The organism is Streptomyces plumbidurans, from assembly GCF_019857225.1.
Taxonomy (GTDB): Bacteria; Actinomycetota; Actinomycetes; order Streptomycetales; family Streptomycetaceae; genus Streptomyces; species Streptomyces plumbidurans.
This window is the reverse complement of record NZ_JAFJSY010000039.1, coordinates 73,874-91,271: the sequence shown is the minus strand read 5'-3', so window position 1 is coordinate 91,271 and position 17,398 is coordinate 73,874. Positions and strand designations below refer to the sequence as shown.

General features: G+C 69.4%; 11 protein-coding genes and 1 CRISPR repeat array. All 11 genes read left to right on the top strand.

Features of this window, described 5'->3' with window-relative positions:
• The first annotated feature begins 15 nt into the window (after window positions 1–15).
• Window positions 16–2,646, top strand: a complete 2,631-nt coding sequence (locus tag JYK17_RS24255; protein ID WP_108014669.1) for a valine--tRNA ligase — start codon at window positions 16–18, stop codon at window positions 2,644–2,646.
• Between the two features lie 137 nt (window positions 2,647–2,783).
• Complete coding sequence (folC, locus tag JYK17_RS24250) at window positions 2,784–4,268, top strand: bifunctional tetrahydrofolate synthase/dihydrofolate synthase (RefSeq protein WP_108014668.1); 1,485 nt, start codon at window positions 2,784–2,786, stop codon at window positions 4,266–4,268.
• Window positions 4,269–4,275: 7 nt separating this feature from the next.
• Window positions 4,276–4,632, top strand: coding sequence for a DUF4233 domain-containing protein (locus tag JYK17_RS24245; RefSeq protein ID WP_108014667.1), 357 nt, complete (start codon window positions 4,276–4,278; stop codon window positions 4,630–4,632).
• 113 nt (window positions 4,633–4,745) lie between these two features.
• Complete coding sequence (gene ndk, locus JYK17_RS24240) at window positions 4,746–5,159, top strand: nucleoside-diphosphate kinase (RefSeq protein ID WP_108014666.1); 414 nt, start codon at window positions 4,746–4,748, stop codon at window positions 5,157–5,159.
• Window positions 5,160–5,425: 266 nt separating this feature from the next.
• Entirely contained in the window at window positions 5,426–6,445 is a 1,020-nt protein-coding gene (locus JYK17_RS24235) for a rod shape-determining protein (RefSeq protein WP_108014665.1), read from the top strand.
• Between the two features lie 146 nt (window positions 6,446–6,591).
• Window positions 6,592–7,533 carry a rod shape-determining protein MreC gene (gene mreC, locus JYK17_RS24230; RefSeq protein WP_128802924.1) on the top strand — a complete coding sequence of 314 codons (942 nt, stop codon included), beginning with the start codon at window positions 6,592–6,594 and terminating at the stop codon, window positions 7,531–7,533.
• A 13-nt stretch (window positions 7,534–7,546) separates the two neighbouring features.
• Window positions 7,547–8,224, top strand: coding sequence for a rod shape-determining protein MreD (gene mreD / locus JYK17_RS24225; protein WP_108014663.1), 678 nt, complete (start codon window positions 7,547–7,549; stop codon window positions 8,222–8,224).
• Between the two features lie 80 nt (window positions 8,225–8,304).
• Window positions 8,305–10,557 carry a penicillin-binding protein 2 gene (gene mrdA, locus JYK17_RS24220; protein ID WP_108014662.1) on the top strand — a complete coding sequence of 751 codons (2,253 nt, stop codon included), beginning with the start codon at window positions 8,305–8,307 and terminating at the stop codon, window positions 10,555–10,557.
• Window positions 10,554–11,753 (top strand): rod shape-determining protein RodA, encoded by a 1,200-nt coding sequence (gene rodA / locus JYK17_RS24215; protein ID WP_108014661.1) that lies wholly within the window; start codon window positions 10,554–10,556, stop codon window positions 11,751–11,753. The genes mrdA and rodA overlap by 4 nt, the downstream gene beginning before the upstream one ends.
• A 106-nt stretch (window positions 11,754–11,859) precedes the next feature.
• The gene (locus JYK17_RS24210; RefSeq protein ID WP_128802925.1) at window positions 11,860–13,368 is read left to right on the top strand and encodes a CYTH and CHAD domain-containing protein; all 1,509 of its coding nucleotides are present in this window, start codon (window positions 11,860–11,862) and stop codon (window positions 13,366–13,368) included.
• Between the two features lie 83 nt (window positions 13,369–13,451).
• Window positions 13,452–15,422, top strand: a complete 1,971-nt coding sequence (locus JYK17_RS24205; protein ID WP_222811171.1) for a TIGR03960 family B12-binding radical SAM protein — start codon at window positions 13,452–13,454, stop codon at window positions 15,420–15,422.
• 241 nt (window positions 15,423–15,663) lie between these two features.
• Window positions 15,664–17,341: direct repeats of the CRISPR family, unit length 29 nt; unit sequence GGGACCATCCCCGCGGGTGCGGGGAGCAG.
• Window positions 17,342–17,398: the final 57 nt, after the last annotated feature.

Genomic DNA, 17,398 nt, shown 5'->3' with positions numbered 1-17,398 from the left:
CCCTAAACTGACCCCGTGACCGAGAACGCTCAGCAGCAGCCACCAGCGCCCAGCACCGAACTGCCGACCCAGTACGCGCCGGCCGACGTAGAGGGGCCGCTGTACGAGCGCTGGGTGGAGCGGGGTTACTTCGAGGCGGACGCGAAGAGCGAGAAGCCGCCGTACACCATCGTCATCCCGCCGCCGAACGTCACGGGCTCGCTGCACCTGGGGCACGCCTTCGAGCACACCCTCATCGACGCCCTGACGCGCCGTAAGCGCATGCAGGGCTTCGAGACGCTCTGGCAGCCCGGCATGGACCACGCCGGCATCGCCACGCAGAACGTCGTCGAGCGCGAGCTCGGCAAGGAGGGCAAGTCCCGCCACGACCTCGGCCGCGAGGCCTTCGTCGAGCGGGTCTGGCAGTGGAAGGGCGAGTCCGGCGGGCAGATCTCCGGCCAGATGCGCCGCCTCGGCGACGGCGTCGCCTGGACGCGCGAGCGCTTCACCATGGACGAGGGCCTCTCGCAGGCCGTCCAGACCATCTTCAAGCGGCTCTACGACGACGAGCTGATCTACCGCGCCGAGCGCATCATCAACTGGTGCCCGCGCTGTCTGACGGCCATCTCCGACATCGAGGTCGAGTACCAGGACGACGACGGCGAGCTCGTCTCCATCCGGTACGGCGAGGGCGACGAGACGGTCGTCGTCGCCACCACGCGCGCGGAGACCATGCTCGGCGACACCGCCGTCGCCGTCCACCCCGACGACGAGCGCTACCAGCACCTCGTCGGCAAGCAGATCAAGCTGCCGCTGACCGACCGCTCCATCCCCGTCGTCGCCGACGAGCACGTCGACCCGGAGTTCGGCACGGGCGCCGTCAAGGTCACCCCGGCCCACGACCCGAACGACTTCGAGATCGGCCGCCGCCACGACCTCCCGGCGATCGCCGTGATGGACGAGCACGCCGTCATCACCGTCCACGGCCCCTTCCAGGGCCAGGACCGCTTCGAGGCCCGCTCGGCGATCGTCGCCGCGCTGCGCGCCGAGGGCCGGATCGTCGCCGAGAAGCGGCCCTACGTCCACTCCGTCGGCCACTGCTCGCGCTGCAAGACCACCATCGAGCCGCGCCTGTCCATGCAGTGGTGGGTCAAGGTCGGCCCGCTCGCGAAGGCCGCCGGTGACGCGGTCCGCGAGGGCAAGGTCACGATCCACCCGCAGGAGATGGAGAAGCGGTACTTCGACTGGGTCGACAACCTCCACGACTGGTGCATCTCACGGCAGTTGTGGTGGGGCCACCGCATCCCGGTCTTCTACGGCCCGAACGGCGAGGTCGTCTGCGTCGGCCCCGACGAGCAGCCGCCCGGCACCGAGGCGGAGGGCTGGAAGCAGGACACGGACGTCCTGGACACCTGGTTCTCCTCCGGCCTGTGGCCCTTCTCCACGCTCGGCTGGCCCGAACAGACCGAGTCGCTCGCGAAGTTCTACCCGAACTCCGTCCTGGTCACCGGCTACGACATCCTCTTCTTCTGGGTCGCCCGGATGATGATGTTCGGCCTGTACGCGATGGACGGCACCCCGCCGTTCCACACCATCGCCCTGCACGGCATGGTCCGCGACCAGTTCGGCAAGAAGATGTCGAAGTCCTTCGGCAACGCGGTCAACCCGCTGGACTGGATGGACAAGTACGGCTCCGACGCGCTCCGCTTCACCCTCGCGCGCGGCGCCAACCCCGGCGTCGACGTCCCGATCGGCGAGGACTGGGTCCAGGGCTCGCGCAACTTCGCCAACAAGATCTGGAACGCCACGCGCTTCGCGCTGATGAACGGCGCCACGGTCGAGGGCCCGTTGCCGGACGCCGCCGAGATGTCCTCCACGGACCGCTGGATCCTGTCCCGGCTCAACTCGGTCGTGGCCGAGGTCGACGCGCTCTACGAGGACTACCAGTTCGCGAAGTTGTCGGACGCGCTCTTCCACTTCGCCTGGGACGAGGTCTTCGACTGGTACGTCGAGCTGTCCAAGACGACGTTCCAGGCGGGCGGGGCGCCCGCGAAGGTCTCCCAGCGGGTCCTCGGCGAGGTCCTCGACGTCACCCTCAAGCTGCTGCACCCGATCGTCCCCTTCGTCACCGAGACGCTGTGGACGACGCTCACCGGCGGCGAGTCGGTCGTCATCGCCGAGTGGCCGCACGACAGCGGCTTCCGCGACACGGCGGCCGAGCGCGAGATCGAGTCCCTGCAGTCCGTCATCACCGAGGTCCGCCGCTTCCGCGCCGACCAGGGCCTCCAGCCGGGCCAGCGCGTCCCGGCCCGGCTGACCCTGGACGGCACGGCACTGGCACCGCACGAGGCCGCCATCCGCCAGCTGTTGCGCCTGCAGCCGGAGGGCGAGTCCTTCACGGCCACGGCGACCCTGCCGGTGGCCGGTGCGGAGGTCGCCCTCGACCTCTCCGGCACGATCGACGTCGCGGCGGAGCGCAAGCGCCTCGCCAAGGACCTCGCGGCCGCCGAGAAGGAGAAGGCCCAGGCCACGGCCAAACTCGGCAACGAAGCCTTCCTGGCCAAGGCCCCGGACCACGTCGTGGACAAGATCCGAGGCCGCCTCGCGAAGGCGGACGAGGACATCACCAGGATCAAGGCCCAGCTGGACCGCTTGCCCGAGCAGTAGAGGCTTTTGCCTTTAGGGGCGCGGGGCCGCATCGATTTGCGGCTCCGCCGCGTGGGCGCGACAAGCCACAACGCTCCCCGCGCCCGCACAACAAGGCCAGCCACCCCTCCGCCCGGGCGCACCCCTAAACTGACCGTGTGAGTGAAAGCGACCCCTTCGACGAGATCATCGCCGCCGAACAAGACCGCGACCCCGATCTCGCCGTCATCGAGGCAGGCAGCCGCACCCTGCGCACCCAGGGCGGCCCGCCGGAGGCGGACGTCCCGGCCCGTCCCGAGGACCCCGAGGTCGACCGGGCCCTGCGCGAGGTCGAGGCGGAGCTGGCCACCCGCTGGGGCGAGACCAAGCTGGAGCCGTCGGTCGCGCGCATCTCCGCGCTGATGGACGTGCTGGGCGACCCGCAGCGCTCGTACCCCTCGATCCACATCACGGGCACCAACGGCAAGACCTCCACGGCCCGCATGATCGAGGCCCTCCTCGGCGCCTTCGACCTGCGCACCGGTCGCTACACCTCGCCCCACGTCCAGTCGATCACCGAGCGCATCAGCCTCGACGGTGCCCCCATCACCGCCGAGCGCTTCATCGAGACGTACGCGGACATCAAGCCGTACATCGAGATGGTCGACTCCCAGCAGGAGTACCGGCTGTCCTTCTTCGAGGTGCTGACCGGCATGGCGTACGCCGCCTTCGCCGATGCGCCCGTGGACGTCGCGGTCGTCGAGGTCGGCATGGGCGGCTCCTGGGACGCCACCAACGTCATCGACGGGGACGTCGCCGTCGTCACCCCCATCGACCTCGACCACACCGACCGGCTCGGCGAGACGCCCGGCGCGATCGCCTCGGAGAAGGCCGGGATCATCAAGCAGGACGCGACGGTCATCATGGCCCAGCAGCCGGTCGACGCGGCCCAGGTGCTGCTGAAGAAGGCCGTCGAGGTGGACGCCACGGTGGCCAGGGAGGGGCTCGAGTACGGGGTCGTCGCCCGCCAGGTCGCCGTCGGCGGACAGCTGCTGACCCTGCGCGGCCTCGGCGGTGAGTACGACGAGGTGTACCTCCCGCTGCACGGCCCCTACCAGGCGCACAACGCCGTCGTGGCGCTCGCCGCGGTGGAGGCGTTCTTCGGGGTCGGCTCGCAGCGGCCCGATCCGCTCGACATCGACACCGTCCGCAAGGCCTTCGCGGCGGTCTCCTCGCCGGGCCGGCTCGAGGTCGTACGGCGCTCCCCGACCGTCGTGCTCGACGCCGCCCACAACCCGGCGGGCGCCCGCGCCACCGCCGAGGCGATCGGCGAGGCATTCGACTTCAGCCGGCTGATCGGCGTGGTGGGCGCGAGCGGTGACAAGAACGTACGCGGTCTGCTCGAGGCCTTCGAGCCGATCTTCGCCGAGGTCGTCGTCACGCAGAACTCCAGCCATCGCGCGATGGACGCCGACGAACTCGCGGCGATCGCCGTGGAGGTGTTCGGCGACGAGCGCGTCCAGGTCGAACCGCGGCTGCCGGACGCCCTGGAGGCCGCGATCACGCTGGCCGAGGAGGACGGCGAGTTCGCGGGCGGCGGTGTGCTCGTCACCGGCTCCGTCATCACGGTCGGCGAGGCCCGGCTGCTCCTGGGAAAGGGCTGAGAAGTCCGTGCGTACGCTCTGTGCTTCGACTCTGATCGGCGAGTTCTTCGTGATCGGCTTCGCCGGTCTGGTCGCCATGAAGGACCCCGACCTGACCGCGTCCACGGTGTGGACGGTCAGCGGCATCGCGATGTTCCTGTGCGTGGCGCTGTGCGGTGTCGTGACGCGTCCGGGCGGGGTCGTCCTCGGCTGGATCCTGCAGGTAGCGCTGATCGCGTCCGGTTTCGCGGTGCCCACGATGTTCTTCCTGGGCGCGGTCTTCGCGGCCCTGTGGTGGGCCTCGGTGCACTACGGCAGAAAGATCGACGAGGCGAAGGCGCGCTTCGCCGCCCAGGCGGACTCCTCCACCCCTGACGCTGTGTGACACGGCCCGCGACACGCCCTGTAATCTTCGAACACCTGCGACAGCCATCCGCTGCGACAGGCATCTTCTGCAACAGCCCTCACCTGCAACAGCCTTGATTTCTAGGAGCCGCCGTGACTCAGCGCACCCTCGTCCTGCTCAAGCCCGACGCCGTCCGCCGTGGCCTGACCGGCGAGATCATCGGCCGTATCGAGCGCAAGTCGGGCTGGCGGATCACGGCGCTCGAGCTGCGCACCCTGGACAAGGAGACGCTGGAGCAGCACTACGGCGAGCACAAGGGCAAGCCCTTCTACGAGCCGCTGGTGGAGTTCATGGCGGCCGGCCCGTCGGTCGCGATGATCGTCGAGGGTGAGCGGGTCATCGAGGGGCTGCGCGCCCTGGCCGGCCCGACCGACCCGATCGCCGCCGCCCCCGGCACGATCCGCGGCGATTTCGGCGTCATCGTCCGCGAGAACCTCATCCACGCCTCCGACTCCGAGGAGTCCGCCGAGCGCGAGGTGAAGATCTTCTTCCCCGGCCACGCGTAGTGCCTGCGGCGGCGGAAGTTGGGGTCTGGGGCGATGGCCCCGGACTTTTTGGCATATGCGTGGCGATCGAGGGAACGAGAGCCCCCGAACGCCCCTCTCACCAAGCGAACGCACCCAGCATCTGCTGACAATGGCGGAGACCCTCACGCAGTGTTTGTGCAGGCACCATTACGATGGAAGCCTTCACGTCACAGCACCCACTTCGCCGACCTGAAAAGCCCTCAAAAGCTCCCAGGAAGGCCAGACGAATCCTGATGGGGAACTCAATGTCGTTCATCGGCCGTGACATGGCTGTCGACCTCGGGACCGCCAACACGCTGGTGTACGTCAGGGGTCGCGGGATCGTTCTCAACGAGCCGTCGGTCGTCGCGATCAACACCAACACCGGTGGCATCCTCGCGGTCGGCGCCGAGGCGAAGAAGATGATCGGCCGGACTCCTGGCAACATCGTTGCCGTACGACCGCTGAAGGACGGCGTCATCGCCGACTTCGAGATCACCGAGCGGATGCTCCGCTACTTCATCCTCAAGATCCACAAGCGCCGGTATCTGGCCCGCCCGCGCGTTGTCGTCTGCGTGCCCTCGGGCATCACCGGCGTCGAGCGCCGTGCCGTGATCGAGGCGTCCTCACAGGCGGGCGCCCGCCAGGTGCACATCATCGAGGAGCCCATGGCGGCCGCCATCGGCTCCGGCCTCCCGGTCCACGAGGCCACGGGCAACATGGTGGTGGACATCGGCGGCGGCACCACCGAGGTCGCGGTCATCTCGCTCGGCGGCATCGTCACCGCCCAGTCCATCCGCGTCGCGGGCGACGAACTGGACAACGCGATCATCCAGCACATCAAGAAGGAGTACAGCCTCCTCCTCGGTGAGCGGACCGCCGAACAGATCAAGATCACCATCGGTTCGGCGTACGAACTCGAATCCGACGAACACACCGAGATCCGCGGCCGGGACCTCGTCTCCGGACTGCCCAAGACCGTCGTCGTCTCCGCCGGCGAGGTCCGCAAGGCGATGGAGGAGCCGGTCAACGCCATTGTCGACGCCGTCAAGACGACCCTGGACAAGTGCCCGCCGGAGCTGTCCGGCGACATCATGGACCGGGGCATCGTGCTGACGGGCGGCGGGGCGCTGCTGCGCGGACTCGACGAGCGGCTGCGCCGGGAGACCGGCATGCCCATCCATATCGCCGACGACCCGCTGGACAGCGTGGCGCTCGGATCCGGCAAGTGCGTCGAGGAGTTCGAGGCGCTCCAGCAGGTGCTGGACGCCCAGCCGCGCAGATGACGTAACTCTTCGATTCCGCCGTACGAGATGATCTCCTCTCGTGCGGCGGCTCGTTGATATAGAGGCATAAGCTCACCCATAAACCTCTGCACACCTGAACATCAAAACCTCTGCACATTCCTATGAGGAAGGCACGGCCGCCGCACGTGAGGGACACACGAGAGAGCCGGCTGCTCCTGGTGCTGCTGATCGCCATCGCGTTCGCCTTGATCACGGTGGACATCCGCGGTGGGGAGGACTCACCGGTCGACGGTGCCCGCCAGCTGGCGGCCACGGTGTTCGGGCCGGTGGAGGACGGTGTGTCGACGGCGGTCAACCCCGTCGGCGACGCCGTCTCCGCGGTCCGTGACTCGGGCACCCGGCACGACCGCCTCGCCCGCCTGGAGAAGGAGAACGCGGCCCTCAAGGCGAAGCTGGGCAGCGACGACCGCAACTCCAGCCGCCTCAAGCAGCTCGACAAGATGCTGAAGGTCGCCGCGGAGGGGCAGTACGGCATCAAGGGCGCCCAGGTCATCGCCATAGGAGCGGCCCAGGGCTTCTCCTGGACGGTCACCATCGACATCGGCGCCAACGACGGCATCAAGCGCGACATGACGGTGCTCAACGGCGACGGCCTGGTCGGCCGGGTCACCAACGTCGGCCCCGACGTCTCCACCGTGCTCCTCGCCAACGACCCGGACTTCTCCGTCGGCACCCGCATGGAGAACAGCGACGAACTCGGCTTCGCCTCCGGACAGGGCGACCGCCCGCTGCGCGTCGAACTCCTCAACAGCAAGGCGGACGTGAAGAAGGGCGACCGCCTGGTCACCTTCGGCTCCGAGGCCGACAAGCCCTTCGTGCCGGGCGTCCCGGTCGGCGTGGTCTCCCGCGTCGACCCCTCCGGCGGGGCCCTCACCCGCACCCTCTACATCACGCCCTACGTCAGCTTCACCAAGCTCGACATCGTCGGCGTGGTCGTCCAGGCCCCGAAGAAGGATCCGCGCGACACGGTGCTGCCGAAGAAGCCCAAGCCGACCCCCACCCCGACGGTCACGGTCACCGTCACCCCGTCGGCGACCGCGCCGATCGACGGCCAGACCCAGCAGTAGGAGCTGAATCCCCATGCGCGTCAACCGGATCCTGCTCTCCACGGCCCTCGTCGTCGTAGCCATGGTGCTCCAGGTCAGCGTCCTGGCCCGGCTCCATCTGCCGGGCGCCGTCCCCGACTTGCTGCTGCTGACGGTCCTCGGCCTGGCCCTGGTCTACGGCCATGTCGGCGGCGCCCTCGTCGGCTTCGGCGCCGGCCTGCTCGCCGACCTCGCGCCGCCCGCCGACCACGCCGCCGGGCGCTACGCCCTGGTGCTGTGCGTCATCGGCTATCTCGCCGGCCTCGCCAAACCGGACAACGGACGGCTGAAGTCGGCCACCGGCCCCATGGTCGTCGTGGTCGCCGCCGCCGTCGGCACGACCCTGCTCTACGCCGGCGTGGGCGCCCTAGTCGGCGACACCGCCGCCCGCCATGTCGGCCTCGCGAGCCTGCTGTTCACGGCCGCGCTCTACGACCTGCTGCTGGCCCCCTTCGTGGTCCCCGGGATCATGTTCCTGGCCCGGCGCGCGGACAACGACCCGCTCGCCGAGACCAGCTCCTCCTCGAAGAAGGCGGCCGACATCTCCTCCGGCTGGATCTCCAACGGAACCGGCCTCAAGCTCGGCAGCCAGCGCGGCCTGGGCGGCCTGAAGACCAGGGCCCGCACCCGCACCACACGCGTGGGACGCATCAAGGGGGTCAAGAGGCTGTGAGGGCGCGTGAGTCGGCGGCCGCCGTTCACAGGTCCGTCGGATATGACACACACACGCACTGAGAGGGGGAGGCAACCGCAGTGACCAATATCCCCGAGACCGGACGGACCCCACGGGTACAGATCCGGCTCGTCGTCATCCAGATCCTCGTCCTCTCCCTGCTCGGCACCCTGGGCGGCCGCCTGTGGTACCTGCAGATCCGTGAGGGCGCCCAGTACCAGAAGGAGGCGTCCGGCAACCACGTCCAGCAGGTCGTCCAACCCGCCGTGCGCGGCTCGATCCTGGACGCGCGCGGCGTGCCGATCGCCGACAACGAGACCCGGCTCGTGGTCTCCGCCTCCCGCACCGACCTGCTGAAGATGAAGGACGACGGCAAGGCCGTCCTCACCAAGCTCGCCGGCATCCTGGGCATGTCGCCCAAGGACGTCATGCAGCGGGTCAGGCTGTGCGACGCCAAGACGCCGCAGCCGTGCTGGAACGGCTCGCCCTACCAGCCGATCCCCATCACCGACGAGGCCACGCCCCGCCAGGCCATGCAGATCCGCGAGCGCGCCGAGGACTTCCCCGGCATCACCGCCGAACCCGAGGCGCTGCGCCGCTACCCGGCCCCCGGCAAGGCCAACACCTCCCAGGTCCTCGGCTACCTCTCGCCGGTCACCGACGAGGAGATCACCAAGGCGCAGCACACCGACTCGCCGTATCTGCGCTCCGACCAGGTCGGCCGCAGCGGCCTGGAGCGCCAGTACGACAAGGAGCTGCGCGGCAAGGCCGGCGTCACCCGCTACGAGGTGGACAACCTCGGGCGCGTCATCGGCAAGGCCAAGTCCGATCCCGCGCAGGCCGGTTCCAACCTCGTCACCAGCATCGACTCCCGCGTCCAGCGCGTCGCCGAGTACGAGCTGGACACCGCGATGAAGGCTGCCCGCAAGCAGTACGACTCGATCACGAATGAGAACTACAAGGCCGACTCCGGCGCCGTCGTCGTGATGGAGGCCAAGACCGGCCGCATCGTCGCCATGGCGTCCGCGCCGACGTACGACCCGAACGTCTGGGTCGGCGGCATCTCCGCCAAGGACTACAAGAAGCTCACCGGCAAGGGTTCCGACTACCCGCTGCTCAACAGGGCCATACAGGGTCAGTCCGCGCCCGGTTCGACCTTCAAGGTGGTCTCCACGGCCGCCGCGGTCCAGGCCGGCTACGCCTGGGACGGCGGCTACCCCTGCACCAGCTCGTACTCGGTCGGCGGCCAGGTCTTCAAGAACTTCGAGGGCGAGAGCTTCGGCCCCATCTCGCTGGGCCGGGCGCTCGAGGTCTCCTGCGACACCGTCTTCTACGGCCTCGCCGACCGCGAGTGGAAGAAGGACGGCGGCATCAACCCCAAGAAGGGCCAGCCGAAGGACTACTTCTACAAGACGGCCCACCAGTTCGGCCTCGGCAAGCAGACCGGCATCGACCTGCCGAACGAGGTCACCGGCCGCGTCCCGGACCGCCAGTGGAAAGAGGACTACTGGAAGGCCAACAAGGACGCCTGGTGCAAGTCCGGCAAGAAGAACGGCAGTTACGTCGAGAAGATCGCCTACGAGAACTGCCTCGAAGGCAACAAGATGCGTGAGGGCGACTCGATCAACTACTCCATCGGCCAGGGCGACACCCTGCTCACGCCGATCCAGGAGGCCATGATCTACGGGGCGCTCGCCAACGGCGGCACCGAGTACGTCCCCACCATCGGCAAGGCGGTCGTCAGCGCCGACGGCAAGACGGTCAAGGAGATCAAGCCGAAGGTCAAGGCGAAGCTCCCGATCAGCAAGGCCACGCACAAGGGCATCGACAAGGCCCTCGCCGGCGTCGTCACCAGCGGTACCGCCGCCTGGAAGTTCCAGGGCTGGCCGCAGGACAAGATCACCCTGCACGCCAAGACCGGTACCGCCGAGGTCTACGGCAAGCAGACCACCTCCTGGCTCGCCACGTACTCCAAGGACTACACGGTCGTCATGACGATCGCCCAGGCCGGTACGGGTTCGGGCGCCTCCGGTGAGGCCGTCCGTAACATCTACAGCGCCCTCTACGGCGTCCAGGCCGACGGCTCCATCGACAAGAAGAAGGCGCTGCTGCCCACCCCGCAGAAGGGCCTGCCCAAGGTCAGGACGGACGGCACGATCGACTCCCCGAAGGTCGCCAAGGACCCCGTCAAGGACCTGAAGAAGGCCCAGAAGCAGGGCGAGACCCCGCCGGACGAGAACCAGCCGGGCGCCACCACGGCCACCCCCACCTCGACCAACCGGAACACCCGCAGGCGGCCGCGCAGGCGAGGCAGCCGGAGGATGCTCACATGACCGGTGCCAACAGCTTCTCCGTCTCCGGGTACGGACCGCAGCGCGGGGGCTGGACGCGGGTGTTCGCCCGCGACTCGCTCGCCCGCAGGCTGGACTGGCCGATACTGCTCGCCGCGATCGCGCTGTCGCTGATCGGCACCGTCCTCGTCTACTCGGCCACCCGCAACCGCACCGAGATCAACCAGGGCGACCCGTACTACTTCCTCATCCGGCACCTGATGAACACCGGCATCGGCCTGGCCCTGATGGTCGCCACGGTCTGGATCGGCCACCGCGCCCTGCGCACCGTCATCCCGATCCTGTACGGCCTCTCGGTCCTGCTGATCCTGCTGGTGCTCACCCCGCTCGGCTCCACGGTCAACGGCGCGCACTCCTGGATCGTGCTCGGCGGCGGCTTCTCCCTGCAGCCCTCGGAGTTCGTGAAGATCACGATCATCCTGGGCATGGCGATGCTGCTGGCCGCGCGCGTCGACGCGGGCGACAAGACCTACCCCGACCACCGCACCGTGCTGCAGGCCCTGGGCCTGGCCGCCGTACCGATACTGATCGTCCTGCTGATGCCGGACCTCGGCTCGGTGATGGTCATGGTCATCATCATCCTCGGGGTGCTGCTCGCCTCCGGCGCCTCCAACCGGTGGGTGTTCGGTCTCATCGCGGCCGGCGCCGTCGGCGCCATCGCCGTATGGCAGCTGCACATCCTGGACGACTACCAGATCAACCGCTTCGCCGCCTTCGCCAACCCCGCGCTCGACCCGGCGGGCGTCGGCTACAACACCAACCAGGCCCGCATCGCGATCGGTTCGGGCGGCCTGACCGGCGCGGGCCTCTTCCACGGCTCGCAGACCACCGGCCAGTTCGTGCCCGAGCAGCAGACCGACTTCGTCTTCACCGTCGCGGGGGAGGAGCTCGGCTTCGTCGGCGCGGGGCTGATCATCGTCCTGCTCGGCGTGATCCTGTGGCGGGCCTGCCGCATCGCCCGTGACTCGACCGAGCTCTACGGCACGATCGTCGCCGCCGGGATCGTCGCCTGGTTCGCCTTCCAGGTCTTCGAGAACGTCGGCATGACCCTCGGCATCATGCCGGTCACGGGTCTGCCGCTGCCGTTCGTCTCCTACGGCGGCTCGTCGATGTTCGCCGTCTGGATAGCGGTGGGGCTGCTGCAGTCCATCACCGCACAGCGGCCCATGTCGGCGTAGACAGTCCCATGTCGGCCTGACGTATCGCCAGTTGTATCCGTGTTTCCCCGGGATTCATCCGGGAGCAGCTCTGCCCCTCCCGGATGAATCCCACTAGATTCGGTTCATGGCGGACACAAAGCGCGAGATCGAGCGGAAATACGAATCCGACGACAGCGGCCTGCCCGACCTGACCGGTGTCGCCGGCGTCGACGCCGTGGTCGACAAGGGCGTAGCGCATCTGGACGCCACCTACTACGACACCGCCGACGAACGCCTCGCCGCCGCCGCGATCACGCTGCGCCGCCGCACCGGCGGCTCCGACGCCGGCTGGCACCTGAAGTTCCCCGTCGCCCCCGGCGTCCGCGACGAGATCCACGCCCCGCTCTCCGACACCCTCCCGGCCGACCTCACCGCCCTGCTCCGCTCCCGGGTCCGCGAGGCCGAACTGCGGCCCGTCGTCCGGCTGCGCTCCGACCGCGACCTCCGCGACCTCGTGGACGCCGGCGGGCGCCTGCTCGCCGAGATCAGCGTGGACGCCGTACACGCGGAGCGGCTCACCGGCGACGGCGGAGCCGCCCAGTGGACCGAGCTGGAGGTGGAGCTCGCCGACGGCGGCGACCCGGCCTTCCTCGACAAGGTCGACAAACGGCTGCGCAAGGCGGGCGTACGGCCCTCCACGTCGTCGTCGAAACTGGCGCGGGCGCTGGCCGAGACGGCGCCGCCGACGAAGGGCGGCAAGAGGAAGCGGAAGCCGCGGGCGCCGAAGACCGCCGGCGATCATGTCCTCGCCTACGTCCGTGAGCAGCGCGACGCCCTCGTCGCACTCGACCCGGCCGTACGGCAGGACGTGCACGACTCCGTGCACCGCATGCGCGTCGCCACCCGCCGCATGCGCAGCGCCTTCCGCTCGTACGGCAAGGTGCTCGACCGGACGGTCACCGACCCCGTCGGCGAGGAACTGAAGTGGCTGGCCGGTGAACTCGGGGTGGACCGGGACGCGGAGGTCCTGACCGAGCGCCTCAAGGCCCGTCTCGACGAACTGCCGGGGATCTTGCTCTCCGGCCCGGTCCGCACCCGCCTGGACACCTGGACGAACGCCCGGCGCAGCGGCTCGCGCCGACGCCTGACCGGCGTCCTGGACTCCCGGCGCTACCTCACGCTGCTCGACACCCTCGACGCGCTGCTCGACGAGCCGCCGCTGCTCCGGGGCGCCGCGGGCAGCCCGGACAAGGTGATCGCCAAGGCCGTACGCAAGGACTTCGGGAAGCTGTCCGACCGGGTGGAGAAGGCGCTCGCCACGGAAGCCGGCCGCGACCGCGACCTCGCCCTGCACGAGGCACGCAAGAAGGCCAAGCGGACGCGCTACTCGGCGGAGGCGGCCGTACCCGCCCTCGGCGACCCGGCGACCGCGCTGACCAGGTCGATGAAGACCCTGCAGAACCTGCTCGGCGACCACCAGGACAGCGTCATGACCCGCCTGACCCTGCGCGAACTGTCCGCCGTGGCGCACGCGGCGGGGGAGAGCACGTTCACCTACGGAGTGCTCTACGGCCGCGAGGAGGCACGCGCGACGGCGGACGAGGTGGCGCTGCCGGGTGCGTGGCGGGAGGTCACGGAGGCGATGGGGGTCTGAGGGCGGTTCGGGGGGTCGTTCGATCGCGTTAGGCTAGATGGTCACCCCTGTCCGTTCAGTCCCGTCCTACGAAGGTTCGCGAGATGCCTGCCGAAGTCACTGCGGCCGCCGAGTCTGTCTTCCCGCAGCTCGAAGCTCTGCTCCCGCACGTGCAGAAGCCGATCCAGTACGTCGGTGGAGAGCTCAACTCCACGGTCAAGCCGTGGGAGTCCTGCGACGTCCGCTGGGCGCTGATGTACCCGGACGCCTACGAGGTCGGTCTGCCGAACCAGGGCGTCATGATCCTCTACGAGGTCCTGAACGAGCAGAAGGGCGTCCTCGCCGAGCGCACGTACAGCGTGTGGCCGGACCTGGAGGCCCTGATGCGGGAGCACGCCGTCCCGCAGTTCACGGTGGACAGCCACCGCCCGGTGAAGGCCTTCGACGTGTTCGGCCTGTCCTTCTCCACGGAGCTGGGCTACACGAACATGCTGACCGCCCTCGACCTGGCCGGCATCCCGCTGGAGTCCAAGGACCGCGGGCTCGACGACCCGATCGTGCTGGCGGGCGGCCACGCCGCCTTCAACCCCGAGCCGATCGCGGACTTCATCGACGCGGCGATCATCGGCGACGGCGAGCAGGCCGTGCTGGACATGACGAAGATCATCCGCGACTGGAAGGCGGAGGGCCGCCCGGGCGGCCGCGAGGAGGTCCTGTTCCGGCTGGCGCGGACCGGCGGGGTGTACGTCCCGGCGTTCTACGACGTCGAGTACCTGCCTGACGGCCGTATCGCCCGGGTCGTGCCGAACAAGAGCGGCGTGCCCTGGCGCGTGTCGAAGCACACGGTCATGGACCTCGACGAGTGGCCCTACCCCAAGCAGCCCCTGGTCCCGCTCGCCGAGACGGTCCACGAGCGCATGTCGGTGGAGATCTTCCGCGGCTGCACCCGCGGCTGCCGCTTCTGCCAGGCGGGCATGATCACCCGCCCGGTCCGCGAGCGCTCCATCACCGGTATCGGCGACATGGTGGAAAAGGGCCTGAAGGCGACGGGCTTCGAGGAGGTGGGCCTCCTGTCCCTGTCCTCCGCGGACCACTCGGAGATCGGCGACATCGCCAAGGGCCTGGCGGACCGGTACGAGGAGGACAAGATCGGCCTGTCCCTGCCCTCCACCCGGGTCGACGCCTTCAACGTGGACCTGGCCAACGAACTGACGCGCAACGGCCGCCGTTCGGGCCTGACCTTCGCACCCGAGGGCGGCTCCGAGCGCATGCGCAAGGTCATCAACAAGATGGTCTCGGAGGACGATCTCATCCGCACGGTCTCCACGGCGTACGGCAACGGCTGGCGCCAGGTGAAGCTGTACTTCATGTGCGGGCTGCCGACGGAGACGGACGAGGACGTCCTGCAGATCGCCGACATGGCGATGAACGTGATCGCCGAGGGCCGCAAGGTCTCCGGCCAGAACGACATCCGCTGCACGGTCTCGATCGGCGGCTTCGTCCCCAAGCCCCACACGCCCTTCCAATGGGCACCGCAGCTGTCGGCGGAGGAGACGGACGCCCGCCTGGAGAAGCTCCGCGACAAGATCCGCGGCGACAAGAAGTACGGCCGCTCGATCGGCTTCCGCTACCACGACGGCAAGCCCGGCATCGTGGAGGGCCTGCTGTCGCGGGGCGACCGCCGCATCGGCGCGGTCATCCGCGCCGTCTACGAGGACGGCGGCCGCTTCGACGGCTGGCGCGAACACTTCTCCTACGACCGCTGGATGGCCTGCGCCGACAAGGCCCTGGCCCCCTACGGCGTGGACGTCGACTGGTACACCACCCGCGAACGCACCTACGAGGAAGTCCTCCCCTGGGACCACCTCGACTCCGGCCTCGACAAGGACTGGCTCTGGGAGGACTGGCAGGACGCCCTCGACGAAACAGAGGTCGAGGACTGCCGCTGGACGCCGTGTTTTGACTGCGGGGTGTGCCCGCAGATGGACACTTGGCCACAAGTAAGTAACAGCGGGAAGAAGTTGCTGCCGTTGACGGTCAAGAAGGACGCTCCGACCAGCGGTCACTCTCACTGACGTGAGCGAGGCGTTACGGCGCATCGTGGCGGCGCTAGAGGACGGTAGCGAGGGAGACGCCGCTGCCGTCCTGAGGGCGCTCAAGGCGCGGTCTGGACGGCAGGCACCCGCGGAGGAGACGCCGAGGACGCCTCTTCCGCCGCCTGGAGGCTCTTCGGCGATCCACTCGGAGGTGGAGTGGGTCTAGGGCCCCGCAGGTGCAGGGAGCAGCAGCCGGTCCTTGTCCGACGCCCCGCGCCGAGGGACCATCCCCGCGGGTGCGGGGAGCAGGCCAAGCCGCAGGACGACAGCAAGTAGCCGCAGGGACCATCCCCGCGGGTGCGGGGAGCAGCCGGACGAACCGGCGCCGTAGATGTACAGCTCGGGACCATTCCCGCGGGTGCGGGGAGCAGCGCACGGCGGCCGCCGTCGACGCCCCTGCCGTGGGACCATCCCCGCGGGTGCGGGGAGCAGTACGACTTGCGCCGGTCGTAGGGCACGTCGTTGGGACCATCCCCGCGGGTGCGGGGAGCAGCCGGCGTTCCTGAAGGCGTCAATGACAGGCCGGGGACCATCCCCGCGGGTGCGGGGAGCAGGACGGAGCACTGGATGTCGCCGGAGCCTTGGAGGGACCATCCCCGCGGGTGCGGGGAGCAGGCCTCGTGGACGGCGACTTTGTACTCGTTGTGGGGACCATCCCCGCGGGTGCGGGGAGCAGCTGATGGTCAACTCCCCCCACACCGTGCCAGAGGGACCATCCCCGCGGGTGCGGGGAGCAGGCCTCGTGGACGGCGACTTTGTACTCGTTGTGGGGACCATCCCCGCGGGTGCGGGGAGCAGCTGATGGTCAACTCCCCCCACACCGTGCCAGAGGGACCATCCCCGCGGGTGCGGGGAGCAGTACGTGCGCGCCGTCACCACCACGACCGGCGGGGGACCATCCCCGCGGGTGCGGGGAGCAGGCCGAATGCATGATCGTGATCTGTGCGTTCGTGGGACCATCCCCGCGGGTGCGGGGAGCAGCGTCGTCTGCAGGGGGGCGCAGCGCGACGGGGGGGGGACCATCCCCGCGGGTGCGGGGAGCAGACGAGCCTGGGCGTGAAGGCCTTCATCGGCTGGGGACCATCCCCGCGGGTGCGGGGAGCAGTGAACGTCGCGGTGACCGTTCCGGCCCTCATCGGGACCATCCCCGCGGGTGCGGGGAGCAGTGAACGTCGCGGTGACCGTTCCGGCCCTCATCGGGACCATCCCCGCGGGTGCGGGGAGCAGTCGTCTCCCAACGTGCATGATGTGACAACCGAGGGACCATCCCCGCGGGTGCGGGGAGCAGGGGTCCGTGTCGAGTGTGGCCATGTCGCGGGCGGGACCATCCCCGCGGGTGCGGGGAGCAGCAGCCGCACGACCGGCCCATGCCGATCCCCGTGGGACCATCCCCGCGGGTGCGGGGAGCAGCCAACCTCTGAGGGGCGCGCCGTGGCTATGCAGGGACCATCCCCGCGGGTGCGGGGAGCAGTTCAGATCCCACGCGGTGTACGCGGTCTGCCAGGGACCATCCCCGCGGGTGCGGGGAGCAGTTCGGCCGGACCGCCGGCTACAAGCGGACCCCGGGACCATCCCCGCGGGTGCGGGCAGCAGGATGGGCAAGTCCGGCACCCTGCTGCTGAGCAGGGACCATCCCCGCGGGTGCGGGGAGCAGTCCGAGGACAACGTCACCACCAACCCACGCATGGGACCATCCCCGCGGGTGCGGGGAGCAGTCGGTGCCCGGCTCGCTCGACTTCAGCCCGCAGGGACCATCCCCGCGGGTGCGGGGAGCAGAGCCCTGCCGGTGCGGCTGCGGGGTCCTGCGGCGGACTATCCCCGCGGGTGCGGGGAGCAGGACTACCGCCTCTTCCCCCGCTTCAGCGGCTCGGGACCATCCCCGCGGGTGCGGGGAGCAGGCTACGTGGTCTGCGGGTTTATAGCCCAGGTGCTGGGGCTTCCATGAGTTTCATAGA